The sequence below is a fragment of the Paraburkholderia sp. IMGN_8 genome, from assembly GCF_038050405.1.
Lineage (GTDB): Bacteria > Pseudomonadota > Gammaproteobacteria > Burkholderiales > Burkholderiaceae > Paraburkholderia.
In genome coordinates, this window is record NZ_CP150901.1 from 2,119,863 (window position 1) to 2,137,469 (window position 17,607).

At 63.6% G+C, this 17,607-nt stretch carries 10 protein-coding genes; 1 reads left to right on the top strand and 9 read right to left on the bottom strand.

Annotated features, from left to right (window positions below; genetic code table 11):
* Positions 1-134 precede the first annotated feature (134 nt).
* On the bottom strand, positions 135-383 hold the full coding sequence (locus WN982_RS30675) for a hypothetical protein (protein WP_341319310.1): 249 nt from the start codon (positions 381-383) through the stop codon (positions 135-137).
* A gap of 453 nt (positions 384-836) precedes the next feature.
* Here WN982_RS30675 and WN982_RS30680 point away from each other — a divergent pair, with 453 nt between their 5' ends.
* Positions 837-1,208, top strand: coding sequence for a BON domain-containing protein (locus WN982_RS30680; RefSeq protein ID WP_341319311.1), 372 nt, complete (start codon positions 837-839; stop codon positions 1,206-1,208).
* A gap of 364 nt (positions 1,209-1,572) precedes the next feature.
* Here the strand turns inward: WN982_RS30680 and WN982_RS30685 are convergent, their stop codons facing one another.
* The 8 genes from WN982_RS30685 to WN982_RS30720 form a co-directional block, all read right to left on the bottom strand.
* On the bottom strand, positions 1,573-3,003 hold the full coding sequence (locus WN982_RS30685; protein WP_341319312.1) for a mannose-1-phosphate guanylyltransferase/mannose-6-phosphate isomerase: 1,431 nt from the start codon (positions 3,001-3,003) through the stop codon (positions 1,573-1,575).
* Positions 3,004-3,160: 157 nt separating this feature from the next.
* Positions 3,161-3,844: a GNAT family N-acetyltransferase gene (locus tag WN982_RS30690; RefSeq protein ID WP_341319313.1), complete on the bottom strand. Its 684-nt coding sequence runs from the start codon at positions 3,842-3,844 to the stop codon at positions 3,161-3,163.
* 16 nt (positions 3,845-3,860) lie between these two features.
* Positions 3,861-5,198 (bottom strand): aminotransferase class I/II-fold pyridoxal phosphate-dependent enzyme, encoded by a 1,338-nt coding sequence (locus WN982_RS30695; RefSeq protein WP_341319314.1) that lies wholly within the window; start codon positions 5,196-5,198, stop codon positions 3,861-3,863.
* Between the two features lie 31 nt (positions 5,199-5,229).
* The gene (locus WN982_RS30700) at positions 5,230-6,156 is read right to left on the bottom strand and encodes a UDP-3-O-acyl N-acetylglycosamine deacetylase (RefSeq protein ID WP_341319315.1); all 927 of its coding nucleotides are present in this window, start codon (positions 6,154-6,156) and stop codon (positions 5,230-5,232) included.
* Positions 6,156-13,817: an SDR family NAD(P)-dependent oxidoreductase gene (locus tag WN982_RS30705; RefSeq protein WP_341319316.1), complete on the bottom strand. Its 7,662-nt coding sequence runs from the start codon at positions 13,815-13,817 to the stop codon at positions 6,156-6,158. Before WN982_RS30705 ends, WN982_RS30700 begins: the two co-directional genes overlap by 1 nt.
* Entirely contained in the window at positions 13,814-15,349 is a 1,536-nt protein-coding gene (locus WN982_RS30710; RefSeq protein WP_341319317.1) for an LTA synthase family protein, read from the bottom strand. The genes WN982_RS30705 and WN982_RS30710 overlap by 4 nt, the downstream gene beginning before the upstream one ends.
* A complete protein-coding gene (locus WN982_RS30715) occupies positions 15,350-16,135 on the bottom strand; it encodes an SDR family NAD(P)-dependent oxidoreductase (RefSeq protein WP_341319318.1) in 786 nt (261 codons plus the stop codon).
* On the bottom strand, positions 16,128-17,336 hold the full coding sequence (locus WN982_RS30720; protein WP_341319319.1) for a capsular biosynthesis protein: 1,209 nt from the start codon (positions 17,334-17,336) through the stop codon (positions 16,128-16,130). The genes WN982_RS30715 and WN982_RS30720 overlap by 8 nt, the downstream gene beginning before the upstream one ends.
* Positions 17,337-17,607: the final 271 nt, after the last annotated feature.

Genomic DNA, 17,607 nt, shown 5'->3' on the forward strand with positions numbered 1-17,607 from the left:
AGCGGAATTATAGGCGGAAACGTGGAGCGCCTTTAATGGAGGCCTTCTACAACTGGCTGCTATCCGGGCAGCGCACGACCCGGCAGCGTGGCTGCTCACGCGACATACTAAGGCGAACCCGCCGGCACCTGGAGTCAAGCCTCAAAGTCCTCTTTGGGCGTCGCCACGACCGGGCTGAAAAAATAAACCGCCGCGCCGAGCGCGAGCGGCACCGCGGTCACCGCAAACAGCCATGAATAGATGCCTACGCTGGACAAATGCGCCTGTTTTGCGGCGCCCGCGATCCAGCCGAAGCAACTGCTGGTCAGCGCCACGCCCAGAAAAACCAGGCTGTTGAGCAGGCCAAGGCCGAGCCCGATCCGGCGAGAACTGGAAATCGCCAATCAACTGAGTGGCGATCACCGCGATATAGCTGCGGAAAAACTGGCTCAGCACGTAGCTGAAGGTCAATGCCCATAAGCCGTAATCGATCGGCGATGCTGCGGCATCCGTGCGTGGTTCGTTTAGTTCTTGTGTTACGCCGTCAGACATCTCAATGGTGTTTTTGATGATCGAAGCTCACATCATAGGCGAATCGCGCGATGGGCGTCCTTCGTATGCGTGGTCGTTTTTTCGTAAGTTGCTGAGATCGGTGTGGACTGCGGAGCATCGGTGTTTCACTCAGTTTTTTCAACGCCGGGGCGTTTGCTGGAGTATTGTTTAATCGCGTTTGGGGGGCTTCACGACGTCACTCTTCTATAAGACAAAGTGCTCCTGGCGGGCGGCGCAGTGCTCGCAAGCGCGTGGTTTTTTTCATGCAACGATGCGAAGTCAACTTTTCGAGGAATGGAGAAAACGTGAAAACAGTCAATCTTTTGAAGGCGCTCGGTATCGCGTTGTGTGTGGCGACGGCGTCCAGCGCCTATGCCCAGTCGAGCGACGCGATGGCGACGACCGATACGGCCGCGGCGGCTCCCAGTGCGAAAACGACCAAGAAGATGGACCGGAAGCTGGGTCTGGACGTGCGTAAGGCGTTGGCGAAAGCGCAGGGTTTTGATGTGTCGAACGTGTTTGTTCGCGCGCGAGGGGGCGCGGTGACTTTGACTGGAACGGTGCCAGATGGGGCGCAGATTCCGAAGGCGGAAGAAGTGACCAAGAATGTTGCTGGTGTGAAGTCGGTGAATAATAAGTTGACTATTGGGGCGCCTAATGGAGGCGGTGGGGGTTGAGAAGTAGGTTTTTTTTTGCCTTTTGCGGCGCTTTTTGGCTGTGTGCCTACGGCGGTGGGGTTTTCTTTTGTTTTTGGTTTATTAGCGTTCCCCCTGTGCGGGGGGGCACCTACTTTTCTTTGCCGCCGCAAAGAAAAGTAGGCAAAAGAAAGCGGCTCAAACCGCTAGCTCTTAAGCGGGTCCCTTGGCTTGGAGGTGGTAGTGGAGCATCTGGAATCTGTGTCCTCGCACATTCAGCCCTGGTGACAAGGCAGTCATTCTTCCGGCGGCGCTGCGCGCGCCGAAGGGTACTTCCCTACCTTTGGGTTGGGTGAGGCGGCTGGTTGTTTTTTGCCGCCTCGTGTGCTTTTTTTTCGTTGAGCTTTTACGCCTTCGCTGCGCGACCGTAGGTGTCTTCGAAACGCACAATGTCGTCCTCGCCTAAATAGGCGCCAGATTGTACTTCGATTAGTTCGAGCGGAATCTTGCCTGGGTTCATCAGTCGATGCGTCACGCCGAGTGGAATGTACGTTGATTGATTCTCGGTCAGGATGATTTCCTTGTCGCCGTTTGTCACCACCGCGGTGCCCTTTACGACAATCCAGTGCTCCGCGCGGTGATGGTGCATCTGCAGACTCAACTGGGCGCCCGGGCTCACGATAATGCGCTTCACCTGGAAGCGGTCGCCGCTGTCGATGCCTTCGTACGACCCCCATGGCCGCACCACGCGGCGGTGCGTCACCGACTCGTGTCGGCCCATCGCGTTCAGTTGCGCAACGATCTTCTTGACGTCCTGTGCCTGGTCGCGATGCGCAACCAGCACAGCATCAGCAGTCTCCACGATGACGACGTTGTCCAGACCAATTGCGGCCACCAGGCGGTGCTCGGCGCGAATGTACGAATTGCTCATGGCGTCAGTGAGCACGTCGCCGAGCAGCGCATTGCCCTGCGTATCGCGTTCGGCAATGTCGGCAAGCGCCGTCCAGGAGCCGATGTCGTTCCAGCCCAGATCCGATACGGCAATCACCGCGGCGCGCTTCGTTTTCTCCATCACAGCATGGTCGACGGAGATGTTCGGGCTCGCGGAGAAAGCTTGCGCGTCCAGGCGCACGAAGTCGTTGTCGTGTTGCGCGCCTTTGAGCGCAAGCTCCGCCTGCAGCGCAATTTCCGGCTCGTAGCGGCGCAGTTCTTCCATGTAGGTCGAAGCCTTCAGCATGAACATGCCGCTGTTCCAGTAGTAACCGCCCTCCGCAAGGAAACGCTCCGCCGTGGCCGCGTCCGGCTTCTCGACGAACTTGTCGACAGCGAAGGACTGCGTGTCGTCCACCAACTGTGCGCCTGCACGGATATAGCCGTAGCCGGTGTGAGGCTCGGTCGGCGTAATGCCGAAGGTGACCAGGTAGCCGTCCTTGGCAATGTGCGCGGCGGCTTCGGCTGCTTTAATAAAAGCCGCTTCGCCGGTGATCACGTGGTCAGACGGCAGAACGAGAAGCAACGCCTCAGGGGATTCGCGCATCGCCAGCAGCGCGGCTGCCGCAATAGCCGGGGCCGTATTGCGGCTGGCAGGCTCGAGCACGATCGACGACGACACCGTATCGACCTGGCGCAACTGTTCAGCCACCAGAAAACGCTGCTCATTATTCGTGACGACGATCGGCGAAGCGATGTCGGCAATGCCGCGCAAACGCAGCGCCGTTTGTTGAATCAGCGTGTTATCACCGGTCAACTTCAGATATTGCTTGGGATAGCCCCCGCGCGACATCGGCCACAGTCGGGTGCCGCTTCCGCCGCAAAGGATCACTGGATGAATCTGCATGGCTCAATTCCTCTCTACGTTTTCTTGTGATTGAATATCTTCTATATAGCGTGTGGGTATTAACCGCCCCACTCCGGAACTCAACCGCCCGGCAATAGCGACAAGGCAGTCATTCTTCCGGCGGCGCTACTCGCGCCAAGCGGTATGTCTTGATCCACTAAACGTGACGCATCAGTTGCATCCGCACCGATTCCAGTTCGTACGGCAAACGCCGCGAAATTGGGCCCCTGCGCGGCAACTCCACGAAGCCCAAGCGTCTATACAACTCATACGCACGTGTATTGCTGACCAGCACGTCCAGCACGATCTGACGGTCGCGGTCCTCATGCGCCAAACCGGCGCGCATCGCGTCCATGAACAGTGCGGTAAACACACCCGTGCCGCGCATACGCTCATGCGTCGCGCAATGCGCAATCAACGTCTGCGAAGACTTCGGCGCGGGTAATTCGCTTTCGAGCACCAGTCCGCGCAACAACATGCCAACGGTGCGGCGCACGCCGAAGAACAACAGCAACATCAACACTACATGCGGATCGTCGAACCAGGTCGTGCGGCCGTCGTGCACGGCGAGCACCGCGACCACCGTGCCGTCGGCGGTCACGGCAACGCGGTGGCGTCGGTACGAGAAACGGCCGTGTTTCGATGTGAACGCGAATTGCAGGAACTCGATACACGTAGCGGCGGAGTCGCCGAGAAAGAACCCGAACTCACGTACGCCCGACGCAAACATCAGCGGCGCGCAAGCCTGTGCGTCACGCGCTTGCGCCGCACGAAAACGCAGTGATGCCGGATCTTCTGCCTGATGCAGCGCGTGAGCGCGATCTGGTTGAACGGCGTACATGGTCGAGTCTTCCTCTTTAGCGAGGCAGGCGCTTCAGCGCCGCAATGGTTCGGCTGATCTGCTCCGGCTCGTGCGTCGAGCAAATGAAAAACCGCAAACGTGCTGCTTTTTCTTCGACAGCCGGATAGAAGATCGGCTGCACGTTGATGCCATCGGCAAACAGCGTATTGGCCCATTGCGCGGCTTTCAGCGTGCTGCCCGTGATGATCGGCACGACTGCATAGCCCGCGCTTTTTCCGGTCTCGAGGCCTGCTGCACGCGCTTCGTCGAGAAACTGCTTGCCGCGCGCGCGTAGCAATGCGACCCGTTCGGGCTCGGCGATCAGGCGTTCGAGCGCGGCCAGCGACGCCGCCGCCAGCGCGGGCGCAAGACCGACGCTGTACAGAAAGCCTGGAGCCAGGTGCCGCAGGATGTCGATCAACGCCTGCGATCCGGCGATAAAGCCGCCGCAGCCCGCCAGCGTCTTGCTGAGCGTGCCCATCCAGATATCGACGTCGCCGCTCGCCATGCCGCACTGCTCGCGAATGCCCTTCCCGTTCGCGCCGAGCACGCCCAGCGAGTGCGCCTCGTCGACCATCAGGAACGCCGCATGCCGGCGCTTGATGTCGACGAATTGCGCCAGGTCGGGAAGATCGCCGTCCATGCTGTACAAACCTTCGATCGCGATCAGCACGCGCCGGTAGTCGTGCCGCACACGTGCGAGTAATGCGTCGAGCGCTTGCCAGTCGTTATGCGGAAAGCTCAGGCGTTTGGCGCCGCTCAGTTGCGCGCCCTGCACGATGCTGTTGTGCGCGAGCGAATCGTGCACGACCAGATCGCCTGGACCGAACAGCGAGCCGATCACCGTCACATTGGTCGCGTGGCCGCTCACGAATACAACGCAATCGTCCACTTCGTAAAACGACGCGAGCGCGGTCTCCAACTCGCGCTGCACCGGGCGTTCGCCTGCCACCATCCGGCTCGCCGATGCCGATGTGCCGTAGCGGTCGATCGCCTCCTTCGCGCGAGCGGAGACCTGCTCGTCGCCGGCGAGGCCGAGGTAGTTGTAGTTCGCGTAGTTCAGATATTCGACACCGCCGATCTGCGTAGTCGCGCCGGCAATGCCTTCGTGCACCCGGAAGAACGGCGACTGCACCTGGAGCTTCTCGCCCATCTGCCGCAGAATTTCGACCTGCTGATAACCCGGCATCGCCTCGAAACTGCACAGCGCGGCGCGCGACGCGTCCTGCGCCGCGCGCGTGCCGCCCGCGGGCAGCGGCGCGCCAGGCGTCTGCGCCTCTTCAGAGACGCGCTCCAGTTGCCGCATCAGCGCTTTCGCAGCGAGTTGCTGGCGGATGTGATCACCCAATCCCATGTTGTTCTTACTACCCCGTGACGTACCGCTCTTAAACTAACGATTCAGCCGGAAATTCGGCCCACTCCCACGCTTCGCGCGTGGCGAGCAATTTGGCAATAAGCCGGTAGTTCATTTCATGACTTGGCCGCAACGCAGTGACGCGGCCGAGCAACGGCGCGCCCGCCATCGCCATGTCGCCGACCAGGTCGAGTACGCGGTGCCGCACGAATTCGTCTGGCACGCGCATGCCGCCAAGCACGCGGTTGCCGACGATCGCCGCGGTGCAAGACAGGCGCGCGCCACGCAGAATCGGCATGCCGCGCACGTAGCCGGCGACGATCGCTGGGATCGCCCATTTGACGCGTCCGTAGGATCGCGACGGCGCGATCTCCGCCGCAAAACTCGCGGGCGTCACGGCGCCATCCCAGCGCAATTCGCCAAAGCCCTTCAGGTCGTTGCGTACCGCCATTTCGTATGCGGGCGACGGTTCGATCGAGATGCGGCGCTCGTCGCGCGCGCCCTCGGCGTCCATGATCGTCACCGGTTGCAGCACGCGAATGAAACGCTTCGCGCGCGGCAACTCGATCCGGCCGCATGCGCGGATCGCATCGATCCACGGCTGCGCGCTGCCGTCGAGGATCGGCACCTCCTCGGCGTCGAGCTCGACCGTCGCGCGATCGATCTCGCAGGTCAGCAGCGATGCCAGCAAATGCTCGACGGTGCGGACCCGGACGCCATCACCGGCTTCGAGCATCGTGCAAAGCGGCTGGCCGCGCCGCAACGCCGGACTCACCGCCAGCTCGGCCAGCACGCGGCCGCCTTGCATTCGACGGAACACGATGCCGCGCGGGCCGTCGGCATCGCCCGGGATGATTCGTACGTTGACGGGCCGGCCCGTGTGCAGGCCGTGCCCGCTCAGTTCCAGCGGACGCGCCAGCGTGCCTTCGCGCATGCTCCAGCCTGCGGGCGCGCTCATCAAACAAGCTCCGTTGCAGTGGATTGCATTGGCGTCTGCGCTTCCGTTTGCGCTGACAGCGCATCGGCGACATCGGCCAGCGCGTTCGCGCCGACATCGAGCGCGTGTTGCGCGGCGACCGCCGCGACGTGCGCCGCGACACCGTTCGACTTCGCCGCGTCATCCTTCGTCTGAATCGACTCGACGATCCGTTGCGCGAGCGAATGCACCGTCGCGCCTTCGGCCATCGTCATGATCGACAGCTTGACCTGGAAGCTCTCTTCGACCGCCATCCCGAGTTCCATGCCCATCAGCGAATCCATCCCCATGTCGAGGATCGAACGGCCGGTTTCGATTTTTTCCGGCGACATATGCAGGATGCGCGCGATCTGCGCCTGCAAGGTCTCTTCGACGAGGCGCAACGCGTCCTCGAACGGCAGGCCGAGAATCTGGTCGCGCATCTGCGCGCCGCCCTGACGCGCCGGTTCGTGGCTGCCGCGCGCATGCATTTCTGCGTAGCGGCGCGCACGCGCCGCCGGCATGCCGAGCGACAACGCCTGCCAGTCGAGCCGCACCACGGCCTCGCCCGCATTCATCTCGACGATCGCGCGCTCCAGCGCCGCGAGCGCTTCGGCCGACGTGATCGACAGCCCGCCAATGCGCGCTTGCAGCGCTTCACGCGTTTCGGCATTGCGCGCGAGGAAGCCGACGTCGTCCAACGGACCCCATGCCATGTAAGTGCCCGGCAAACCGGCGGCACGACGCTGCCCGACCAGCGCCTCGAGGAAGCTGTTCGCCGCCACGTAGCTGGACTGCCCCGGATTGCCGAGGAAGGTCGTCGCCGACGAATAGACCACGAAGAAGTCGAGTTTCGCGCTGCGCGTAGCGCGGTCCAGATTCCATGCGCCGGCCAGTTTCGGCGCGAGCACGGCGGCGAAACGCGCGTCGTCGAGATTGCGCACGAGGCCGTCGTCGATCACCATCGCCGAATGCAGGACGCCCTTGAGCGGCGTGCCGCGTGCGGCGATCGTTGCCAGCAGCATGTCGAGCGCGGCTGCATCGGTGACGTCGCATGCCGCGGTGTGCACCTGCACGCCGTGCTCTTCGCGCCAACGCGCGGCTTCTTCGGCGAGTTCCGGCGCGAGCGTGCCCGAACGGCTCGCGAGCGTCAGATGACGTGCGCCGCGCGACATCATCCAGCGCGCGGTCGCGAAGCCGAGCCCACCCGTGCCGCCGACGATCAGATACGCCGCCGCCGGATCGAGTTGCAGCGTTGCGGCAGCAGCCGTCGCGCGTGCCGGACTCGGCGTGCCGGCCGGATACGTCACGAGGATCTTGCCGATCTGGCGCGCCTGCTGCATGTGACGGAACGCTTCCTCGACCCGCTCGGCCGGGAACGCGCGATACGGCAACGGATGAAGCACGCCGCCCGCGAACAGTTGCATGACCTCTTCGAAAAGACGCGCCGTCAAGTCCGGCAGCGCGCTCATCAATTGATCGGCATCGATGCCGAAATAGCTGATGTTGTTCCGGAACGGGCGCAGCCCGATGCGGCTGTTTTCGTAGAAGTCGCGTTTGCCGAGTTCGAGGAACCGGCCGAACGGACGCAGCGTGTCGATGCTGCGCACCATCGCTTCGCCAGCCAGCGAGTTGAGCACGATGTCGACACCCGCGCCCTGGGTGCGCTCCAGAATCTCATCGGCGAACGCCAGGCTGCGCGAATCGAACACGTGGTCGGCGCCGAGCAGGCGCACGAATTCGCGTTTCTCGCGGCTACCGGCCGTCGCGAAGACTTCCGCGCCCAGGTGGCGCGCGAGCTGGATCGCCGCGATCCCGACGCCGCCGGCCGCGCCGTGCACCAGCACCCGCTCGCCGCGACGCAGACGCGCCAGCTCGCACAGCGCGTAGTACGCGGTAAAGAATGTGGTCGGCACGGTGGCCGCTTCTTCGAACGTGAGACGTTCGGGCTTATGAGCGATCGCCTCCGCGTGGCTCCGCACATGGCTCGCGAACGATGCCGGCGCGAAACCGAGCACCGCATCGCCCGGCGCAAAACGCTGCACGTCGCGACCCACGCGCGTCACGCGCCCGGACAGTTCCATGCCGATCGTCGCGCCGGCAAAGCCGTTTTCGACGGCTTCATCCGACAGCAAGCCCATCGCGTACATCACGTCGCGGAAATTCAGGCCGGTCGCGACCGGCTCGATTTCCACTTCGTCAGAAGCGAGCTCCCGCTGCGGCAGCGCGAACCATTCGAGGTTGCGCAACGAACCCGGCGACGCAAAACCAAGCACCGCTGCCTCGTTCTGCGCACGTACCGGAGAAGCCGGTGCGCTGCGCAGTGCCGCGCTCGCCGCGGGCAACATGCGCGGCACGTAGCGGCCGTGCGGCGTGAGCAATACTTCTTCTTCGCTGTCGACGGCGAGCAGTTCTCGCGCCAGCACTGCGCTCGCGTCGCGGCAAGCCGGCGATACATCGATCAGACGGCACGACAATTCGGGATGTTCGTTAGCCAGCACGCGGCCAAGCCCCCACATCGCGGCTTGTTCCGGGCGCAATGCGGCGGCATCGGCAAACGGCGTGACGAACGGCGCGCCACCGCGCGTGACGATCCACAACTGCGGCTGCATCACGCCGGCCACCGCCGCGAGATCGCGCACGAGTTGCGCGAGCGCGAGCGTGGTCTGCTGCTGGGCGCTCATCACATCTGCGCCGTTTGCATTGGCGGGCAAGGCCTGATCCGGCGCGATGAAAACCACGTGATGCAGGCGCCCCGCCGGTGCGGCCAACTTGCTCATGTCGTGACGCAACGCTTGGAGCGTGCTGCTCGACGTGGTGTGACCGGCAGCTTGCAGTGCGGCGACCAAGGTGTCGTCCGCAGTCGCATCGGACTGTGCCGCGTACAGCAGGGACCAATGCATTAACGGGGTCTGCGCTTCAGCCTCATTCATGGTCGTCGCAAGCACATACGGCTCACGCGCGACGATCAGCGTCGGTGCGCCTTCGAGATCGAGACCCTGCTCGGTATGCCGCGTGACGTTTTCGAATCCGGCTTCTTCGAGATGTTTCGTCAGCGCCGTCGGCGACAGCCACGCAGCGCAGCGCGCATTTGCATGAACGGCATCGGCGTCGAGATCGAACACGATGTCCGCAAAGCGGCTATTGCGCGGCTCGGCAATCACGACCAGCGCGCCCGGCGCAAGCCAATCGCGCAGCGCGGCGAGCAGCGCGCGCGGATCGCTCTGTGCGGCCAGCACGTGACTTGCCACCACGACGTCATACCGCTCGCCCGCCTCGATGCCGGACAGGCGCGGCGTATCGCCGAACTCGATGTTCGCGGTGCGGATGGCGGGATGTTCGCTCGCATCGAAACCGCTCAACTGCTCATGCGTGCCGGCAATCGTGTAGTCGCAACGCGACACCGGCACATGGATCGCGAGCGGTTGCAGCACGTCGCTCAACGGCGAATCGAGTTCGAGCACGCGCAAGCGGCGCGGCTCGCTCCATCCTTCGATCACGCGATGCAGACATGCGCCGGTCAACGCATTGACGTGCGCCCACGTCGGCGAAGCTTCAAAGAAGTGCTCGACCAGACTGCTGCGCGACGGCGGCAGGATCCGCGCACCGCTCACTTCGCCGCGCAACACGGCAGGCAGCGCTGCGCCGCAATGCGCGAGCAGCGTCAGTTCAGCTACGTGCGCGGGCGACTGCGAGAGCAGATCACGCCACAAGTCGTCGATGCCCGGCAGATTTTCGCAGGCCGCGGCGTCGCGCACGAGACGTGTGTCGTCGCGCCGTGCGAGGCCGTCTTCGACCGCGATCTGTGCGAGGCGCGCGAGCAACGCGGGATGTGCGCAGTCCGGCAGCGACGGTTGCGCGAAGACGTTCAATGCGTCGAGTGCATTCAGCGCGTAGGCGCTGGCGAGGACGTCGAGGAGCGGCAGCATTTCCGTCAGATGCGACTGTCTGCGCGGCAGGTCTTCTTGCGTCATCAGCGTCGAGACGGCGTCTTCCAGCAACACGGCCGGTTCCGGCAACGTGCGAGCGTCGAGTTCGCCGGCAAGCGGCTTCGCTTCGACGATATACGCGTAACGTGCGGGCGCATGCTGACGCCGGCCCATCAGGTCGACGCGGCGGAAGCGGCACGCGCCGAGACGCGCGACGATCGCGCCGTGCGCGTCGGCGAATTCGAACGATGCGACGACCGAATGCGGGCTGCGCCGTTCGATCCGCGCGACCACATAGCGAATCGCGTCACCGCGCAGATAGTCGATACGGCCGAGCTGCACGGGCACGTAGGCGGCGTGTTCGATTTCAGCCGGATCTTCAGCCTGGCCGGGCGCGGCGAGCAACGCGAAGAGCGGATGAAAGCCGCTGTCCATCAACGCCGGATGAAGCGCATACGCGTTCAGCGCGGCGTCGGATTGCGCGAGCACGCTCGGGACTTCTACTTCGGCTAGCGCGATGTCAGCGGCGGCGGCGACATGCACCGAGCGCACCCACTGGAACGCCGGACCGTAGCTCAAGCCAATCGCGGTGGTGTTCGCATACAGCGTGTCGCCCGGCATGGCCGGTTGCGCGAGCAGGCCTGCGAGCGTCGCCGCAGGCACCGTGCTTGAACCGGCCTGCGCCGCCAGCGCACAACCGCTTGCCAGCAGACGGCCGGTGACGTTGAGCGACCACGCTTCGTCGGACATGCGGTCGCGCGTTTCGATCGTAAAGCTTGATGTGCGCACATCGACTGTGAAGCGGAACAGCTTCGAATGCTGCGGCTGGAACACGACCGGCAGACGAATTTCGAGGTTCTCCACCGCACAGCTATCGGTGCCGAAATGCTCGCGCGCCGCGGCAAGCGCCATCTCGACATAGCCCGCGCCCGGGAACGCCACGCCGTCATCGACGACGTGATCGGCCAGCATCGGCAACCCGGCCGGGTCAAGCTGATTTTCCCAGGCCAGCGCGTGTTCGCGCAGACGGTAACCGAGCAGCGGATGTTCGCGGCGGCGATTGACGAGGTTGTACGCCTCGGGGGTCGGGCCGAGCCAATAGTGTTCGTGCTGCCACGGATAGGACGGCAGCGCCACGCGTGCGCCGGCCGGTGCAAAGCGTTCGGCATCCACGCGCGCGCCGTTCGCGAGCGCCGCGTAGATCGCGTGATGCAGCATCTGCGCGCTATCGTGATTGCGCTTGAGCGTCGCCAGCGAACGGCCGCTCACGTGGGCCTCGTCGAGCGTTTGCGTGACGTAGCTGCGCAGGATCGAATGCGGGCCGACTTCGAGGAACAGACGCACGCCGGACTGGGCGACCTGCGCGATGGCGTCGCCGAAACGGACCGGCTCGCGAATATTGCGCCACCAGTAGTGAGCATCGAGCGCGGTGCCCGCGAGTTCCGCGCCGGTGACCGTCGAAACGAAGCTGCACGCTCCGGCGTTCGGTACGAGATCGGCGAGGCCGTGAAGCACGGTCGGCTCGATCGGATCCATCTGACGGCTGTGGAACGCGTAGTCGAGTTCCAGCATCTGGAAAAAACGGCCGCTTTCCTTCACCGCAGCTTCGAGAACCTGCAACGCGGCAAGCGGGCCGGCCAGCGTGACCGCCTGCGGACTGTTCACGCCCGCGATTTCCACCGCGCCGTCCACGCCGACTTGCGCCATCAGCGCACGCATCGCGGCTTCGCCGAGACCGGCCGCGGCCATCCGGCCCATGCCGCGCGTGCTTGCCTGAGCGCGACTGCGGATCTTGATCACGTGTACGGCCTGCTTCAGCGTCAACGCGCCCGCAGCCCATGCCGCGGCGACCTCGCCGACGCTGTGGCCGAGGCACACGTCATAGCCGACGCCGCGCGCTTCGATGACGCGCACCACGCCGACCTGAAGCGCGAACAGCAATGGCTGCGCATGCTCGGTAGCTTCCAGCCATTCAGCGCTCACTCCGTCGCGCAACACCTCGACCAGCGACGGACTGCCGTCCGCGCGCCACAGCGCGTCGAGTTCGTCGAGCGCGGCACGGAACACCGGTTCTTGCGCGAACAATTGCTTGCCCATCCCGGCCCACTGCGAACCGTTGCCGGAGAACACCAGCGCGAGACGCGTATCGTCGCCCGGGGTGTCGCCTTGTACGAGTGCCGGTTCCGTTTGATCCGGCGTCGGCGCGGCAAGCGCGGCGAGTGTCGCACGCGCTTCGGTTTCCGTCGACGGCGCGACGATCGCACGATACTTCAGCCACTGACGGCGATGCGCCGCGTTCGACGCGAGCGTGCTCCACGGCGTGCCGTTGTCCAGCATCGACAGATAGCGTGCCGCCAGCGCCGGCAACGCGGCTGCGGTGCGAGTCGACAGCACCAGCGGCGGCAGTGCGACGCCGTTTTCGACTTGTGTGGTAACGACGGGCGCAGGCGCTTCACGCAACACGACGTGCGCGTTCGTCCCGCCAAAGCCGAACGAATTCACGCCGATCACCAAGGGCTCCGCGCCGCTGTCGAGCGGCGTCAGGCGATCCACAACCCGCAGTCGTCCACCAACAAAATCGATCGCCGGATTGGGCGTTTCGAAGTGCAGTGTCTTCGGCACGGCGCGATGCTTCAGGCACAGAATCGCCTTCATCAGCCCAGCCATACCGGAAGCGGTTTCGAGGTGGCCCACGTTGGTTTTCACCGAGCCGATCAACAGCGGCCGATCGACCGGCCGGCCCGCCGACGCGGCTTCCATCAACGCGCGCGCTTCGATCGGATCGCCGACGGCCGTGCCCGTGCCGTGCGCCTCGACATATGCGAGCGAGCGCGGATCGACACCCGCGCGCTTGTAGACCGTGCGCAGCAACGCCGCTTGCGTGGCCGCGCCCGGCACGCTGATGCCGCCTTGCGAGTAACCGTCCGAATTGACGCCGGAACCGGCGATCACCGCGTGGATCGTGTCGCCTTCGGCCAACGCACGCTCGAGCGTTTTAAGCATCACCAACGCGCCGCCTTCCGAACGGACATAGCCGTCGCCGGTGGCGTCGAACGCGCGGCAGCGTCCGCGTGGCGACAGCATCGACGCTTTCGAAAACGTCACGAAGCCGAACGGATGCAGCAGCAGATTGACGCCGCCCGCGAGCGCCATTTCGGCGTCGCCAGATTGCAGTGCCTGACACGCCTGATGCAAAGCCACCAGCGACGACGAACACGCGGTATCCACCGAAACGCTCGGTCCGCGCAAGTCGAACAGATACGACAGGCGGTTCGACGCGATGCTGAGCGTGTTGCCTGTGGCCGAATATGGATCGACCGCGTTCAGGTCGTCGACGAAACGATTGCCGTAGTCCGGACTCGCGACGCCCACATAAACCGCGCAATTGCTGCCTTCCATGTCGCGTGGACGCACGCCCGCGTCTTCGAAGGTCTCCCATGCGAGTTCGAGCAACAGGCGTTGCTGCGGATCCATCTGCTGCGCTTCGCGCGGCGAAATGCCGAAGAAAGCCGCGTCGAAACCGGCTACGTCGTCGAGCACGCCGGCTGAGAACGTGTAGCTCTTGCCCGCTTCGCGCTTCAACGGGTGCTGATAAAACTCCGTGCCGAAGCGTTCAGCCGGTACTTGCGTCACCGCATCTTTTTCGTCGCGCAGCAGCGCCCAGAAATCGTCGGGGCTCTCAACATGGCCGGGGAAGCGGCATGCCATCCCCACAATTGCAATCTGTTTGGTCATCGTTCTGTGATTGGGTGCAGCGTGTGTGCGGCCTTATCACGCGGCGTGGCTGGTTCAAGAGTTCGAACGAGGGCCACGCCGAGCTGTTCGGCACACAGATCTTTTCGGGTAGCAGGCGCGTCGCCGTAATTGCGCCAGATAAAGTAGTCACTGCGAGCCGGTTCGTAACCGAGATCGACGAACACGTGCGGTAGCGCCGGCACGTGATCGCCATAAAAGCAGAGCACCGTATCGCGGCGCCGCGCGCGCAATGCTGCGAGCAGGCGGCCGAGCATTGCATCGGCGTTGGCGAGGTGGCGCAGATAGACAGTCAGATCGCGCCAGCGTGCATCGTCGCCGAGCGCGTGGAAGGCGGCACCCTCGCCTGCCTCGACCGGCTCCAGATGCAAGGGACCGTGGTTTTCCATCGTCATCGAGAAGATAAAGGCCGGCTTGTCGCGCGGTTCGTCGAGCGCCTTGATGATCGAATCGGCCACCGCCAGATCGGACACGTATGGACCCGCGCGCGGCGCGTCGGCGAACGCGGCGATGTCGATAAAGCGGTCGATCTGCAAATGTTTGAAGGCGCGCTTTCGGCCGAAGAAATCCGCATAGTACGGATGGATCGCCAGCGTTTGATAATCGCCGCGCTTGAACCACGACGCCAGTGAGTTGCACGCTCGCCGCACGAACGCGTACGGATAGAAACGCGCATAGCCGAGTTGCGTCTGATCGATGCCGGTCAGCACCGCAAACTCGGTGCGCATCGTATTGGCGCCCCATGCGGGCACCGTCAGTTCGCCGTGCTGGACCGACTCGCGGCGCGCGGTGTCGAAGTTGCGCAGGATCGCGCGATCGATCGACGCATCAAGACGCCGCGCGTCGAAGAACGACTCGCTCTGGATCAGGATCACATCGGGCGCGGTTTGCGGCGCGCCGCTCGCGAACGGACCGGCCGCCAAGGCGTCGCACAATTGACGCGCGGTGGCAGGCTTCATGCCGTTCAGCAGGTAGGCGACGAACACTGAGAAGAAGCCGTGACGCTTCTGATCGTCGACGGGGTTCAGCGTGAGCGGCAAGCGCGCGGCAAACACGTAGGCCGCGGCAAGGCAGGCACCGGCAGCGATCACGAGCTCTCCAACAGGCCTTTGAGCAAGGGACTTGTCCGTGACAAAAACGACGATCACCACCGCGATGCCAATGACGATCGCCACCACCGTGCCTATGCTGAGAAACGGCAAGTAGAGCCGCGGATGCGCGAAAAGCTGGCTGAAAAGACTCAGATCGGTGAAGACGAACGGTTCTTGCAGCGATGCGTGCTTGGCGTTGCTCACGCCTGCCAGCAGCGCGACCAGCGCGATCGCGACAAAGGCGGAAAACCTGACGCGCCCCGTGAGCAGCAGCACGCACACACAGATGAACACGATAGCGGCGACGTGCAACGCCAAGGCGAGCGGCGAGCGGCGCAACCACGCGCGCGGCAGCGCAAGCGCTTCAGGCAGAAGCGCGAGGCCGGCTGCGGCCACGAAGCTGAGTGCGAACGTCGCCTCCACTCAGCGCTCCTCACGCGGCAAATAGGACAGACCGCCGAGAATCGCATCCGCCAATGTTGCGGGCAGCAACGGCAACAGGCGCATGCCGAAAGCGAGCAAGTTCGGGAATGCGATTTCCGCGCGGCCCGCCTTCAGTTTGCGCCGGATGTGTTGCGCGGCTTTATCCGCCGACCATAGAAAGGGCTTGTCGCCCGGGAAGACGTCGCTCATGGCCGTCTTGACGAAACCCGGCAACACGATCGACATCCGCACGCCGTCGCGCGATAGAACCGGACGCACCGAGTCGCCGTAGGCTTTGATCGCCGCCTTGCTTGCGCAGTAGGCCGGCGAAATCGCCATGCCGCGTAATGCGGCGAGCGAACTGACCAAAGCGATTTGTCCGCTCCGGCGCGGACGCATGCGCGCGACTACCGGCAGGACCGCGTGCATTGCGCCGTAGAAATTGGTATCGACGATGGCCGCCGTGCGTTCCAGTTCTTCCCAGTCGTGCGCGGATGCGAGGGTGCTGGCTGCGCCGGCGTTGGCGATCAGCAGGTCGATTGGGTGGGCGTCATCGAATTGGTGCAGCCAGGATTGCATGGCTGCGGCGTCGCGCACGTCGAGTTGTGCGGTGTCTACCTTTGCGCCTTTCGCGCGACAGGCTTGCGCTGAAGATTCGAGGCGTTCGACATCCCGGCCGATGAGGCCGAGTACTACGCCGGGTGCCGCATACGCCAGCGCAAGCGCGCGGCCGAGGCCCGCGCTGGCGCCGGTGATGACGATGTGGCGCGGCGCGGCGCTAGACATGCGCGGCCGCCTCGAGACGCTGCACCGCGCCGGCTGTCGCCATCGCGATGCCGGTGCGGGTGTAGAAGTCGCCGTTGATCTGAGTGTGGTGGACGACGTAGTCGAGAAAGGCCTTGTAGAGATGCATGTCCGGCTGTTCGCCGTGCCGCCAGAAATCGTCGAGCGAGCCTTGCCACGTCAATCCCGGCATGCTGTAGATCGCCGTGCCGAGCGCGATCAGCGGACGACGGTGATGCAGCGCCGACAAGCCGACCGTGCTGTTGACCACCACGGCGCCGCGCGCGTGATCGAGAAGCGTCGGCAGGTGGCCCGCGTCAATGAAACGCAGACGCTCAGCAATGCCGAGTTCGCGCGCCAGTTGCTCCGCGTGACGACGATAGTCGATCAGGCCGGTGTCGAGGGGATGGTTTTTGATGACGAGCCAGGTCCCGGCAGGCGCGTGGCGTGCAAATGAGGTCAGCACCTTTGCGATCGCGTCACGCACGCTGTCGAACGGCGAATGGACGACGATCTGCGCATCCGAATTCAGCTGCAGCGGAAAGATGTAATACGCATGACCCGCATCGAGCAGATCGCGAGTGACCTTGTCGGCATCGCGATGGTGCTGACGCTGACGCAATGCGCGGGCAGCCAGGCCTGAGTATTCGAAGAAACCGTTTCTCGGACGATGGCTGCGGTAATGCGGAAAGCGAGAGGCGAAAAGCGTGTTGGCGCTGCGATAGCGGATGTCGTGAAACGCGCGTTCGTAGAGGTTATAGCCAGTGGGCTGCCCTGCAGGGCTTGCTGGCGTAAAACGGCGCTGATCGATATACCAGGCGGGGTCCCGTGGTAATTGCGAGCGGCCATTTACGCCGTGCTTTTCCAGCGTCAGCCAATGCGGGCGGACGTAACCTTCTTCGAAAACATGGACGCGCAAGCCATTAGTTTGCGCAACCGGATGCATATGACGGTGAATTTCGCGGCAGTCGCCGAACATTATTACGTCGGTAAATCCGCCAGTTTTCACTCGATTGACATACCAATCTGTTAGTTCGCTTGACTGATCGCGGAAATTCCACGAATCGCCATTACCCGCGTAGGCCAGATCGCCACCGCAGTAATTAACTCGACGTACAGCATGGCCGCGCTCGCGCAGTGCGATGGCAAGGCGGCTAAAGAACGGTGAAGCCGTGCCTTGCAGGGCGAGAAAGGAGCGGTGCATGTAAGAACGTCGTATAGCGGCCAGAGGTTCACCGACGGGACACGTACAGATGCGCCCCTTCCCCGCTGACCTCGGTATCGTTTGAATAGCTGTTGCTGGTCCTTCGCAAGGATCGAAGAATACAACATTACGAGAGTAAACAATATGAAACTGTCAGAAAAATTATGAAATGTTGCGAAAGCTCTCAATGCTGGATGGCGCTATACATATCGGGTGGCTATAATCGGCCGCCGCCATACTCTGCTTGACCGCCCTCTTGGGTAAGTTCCGC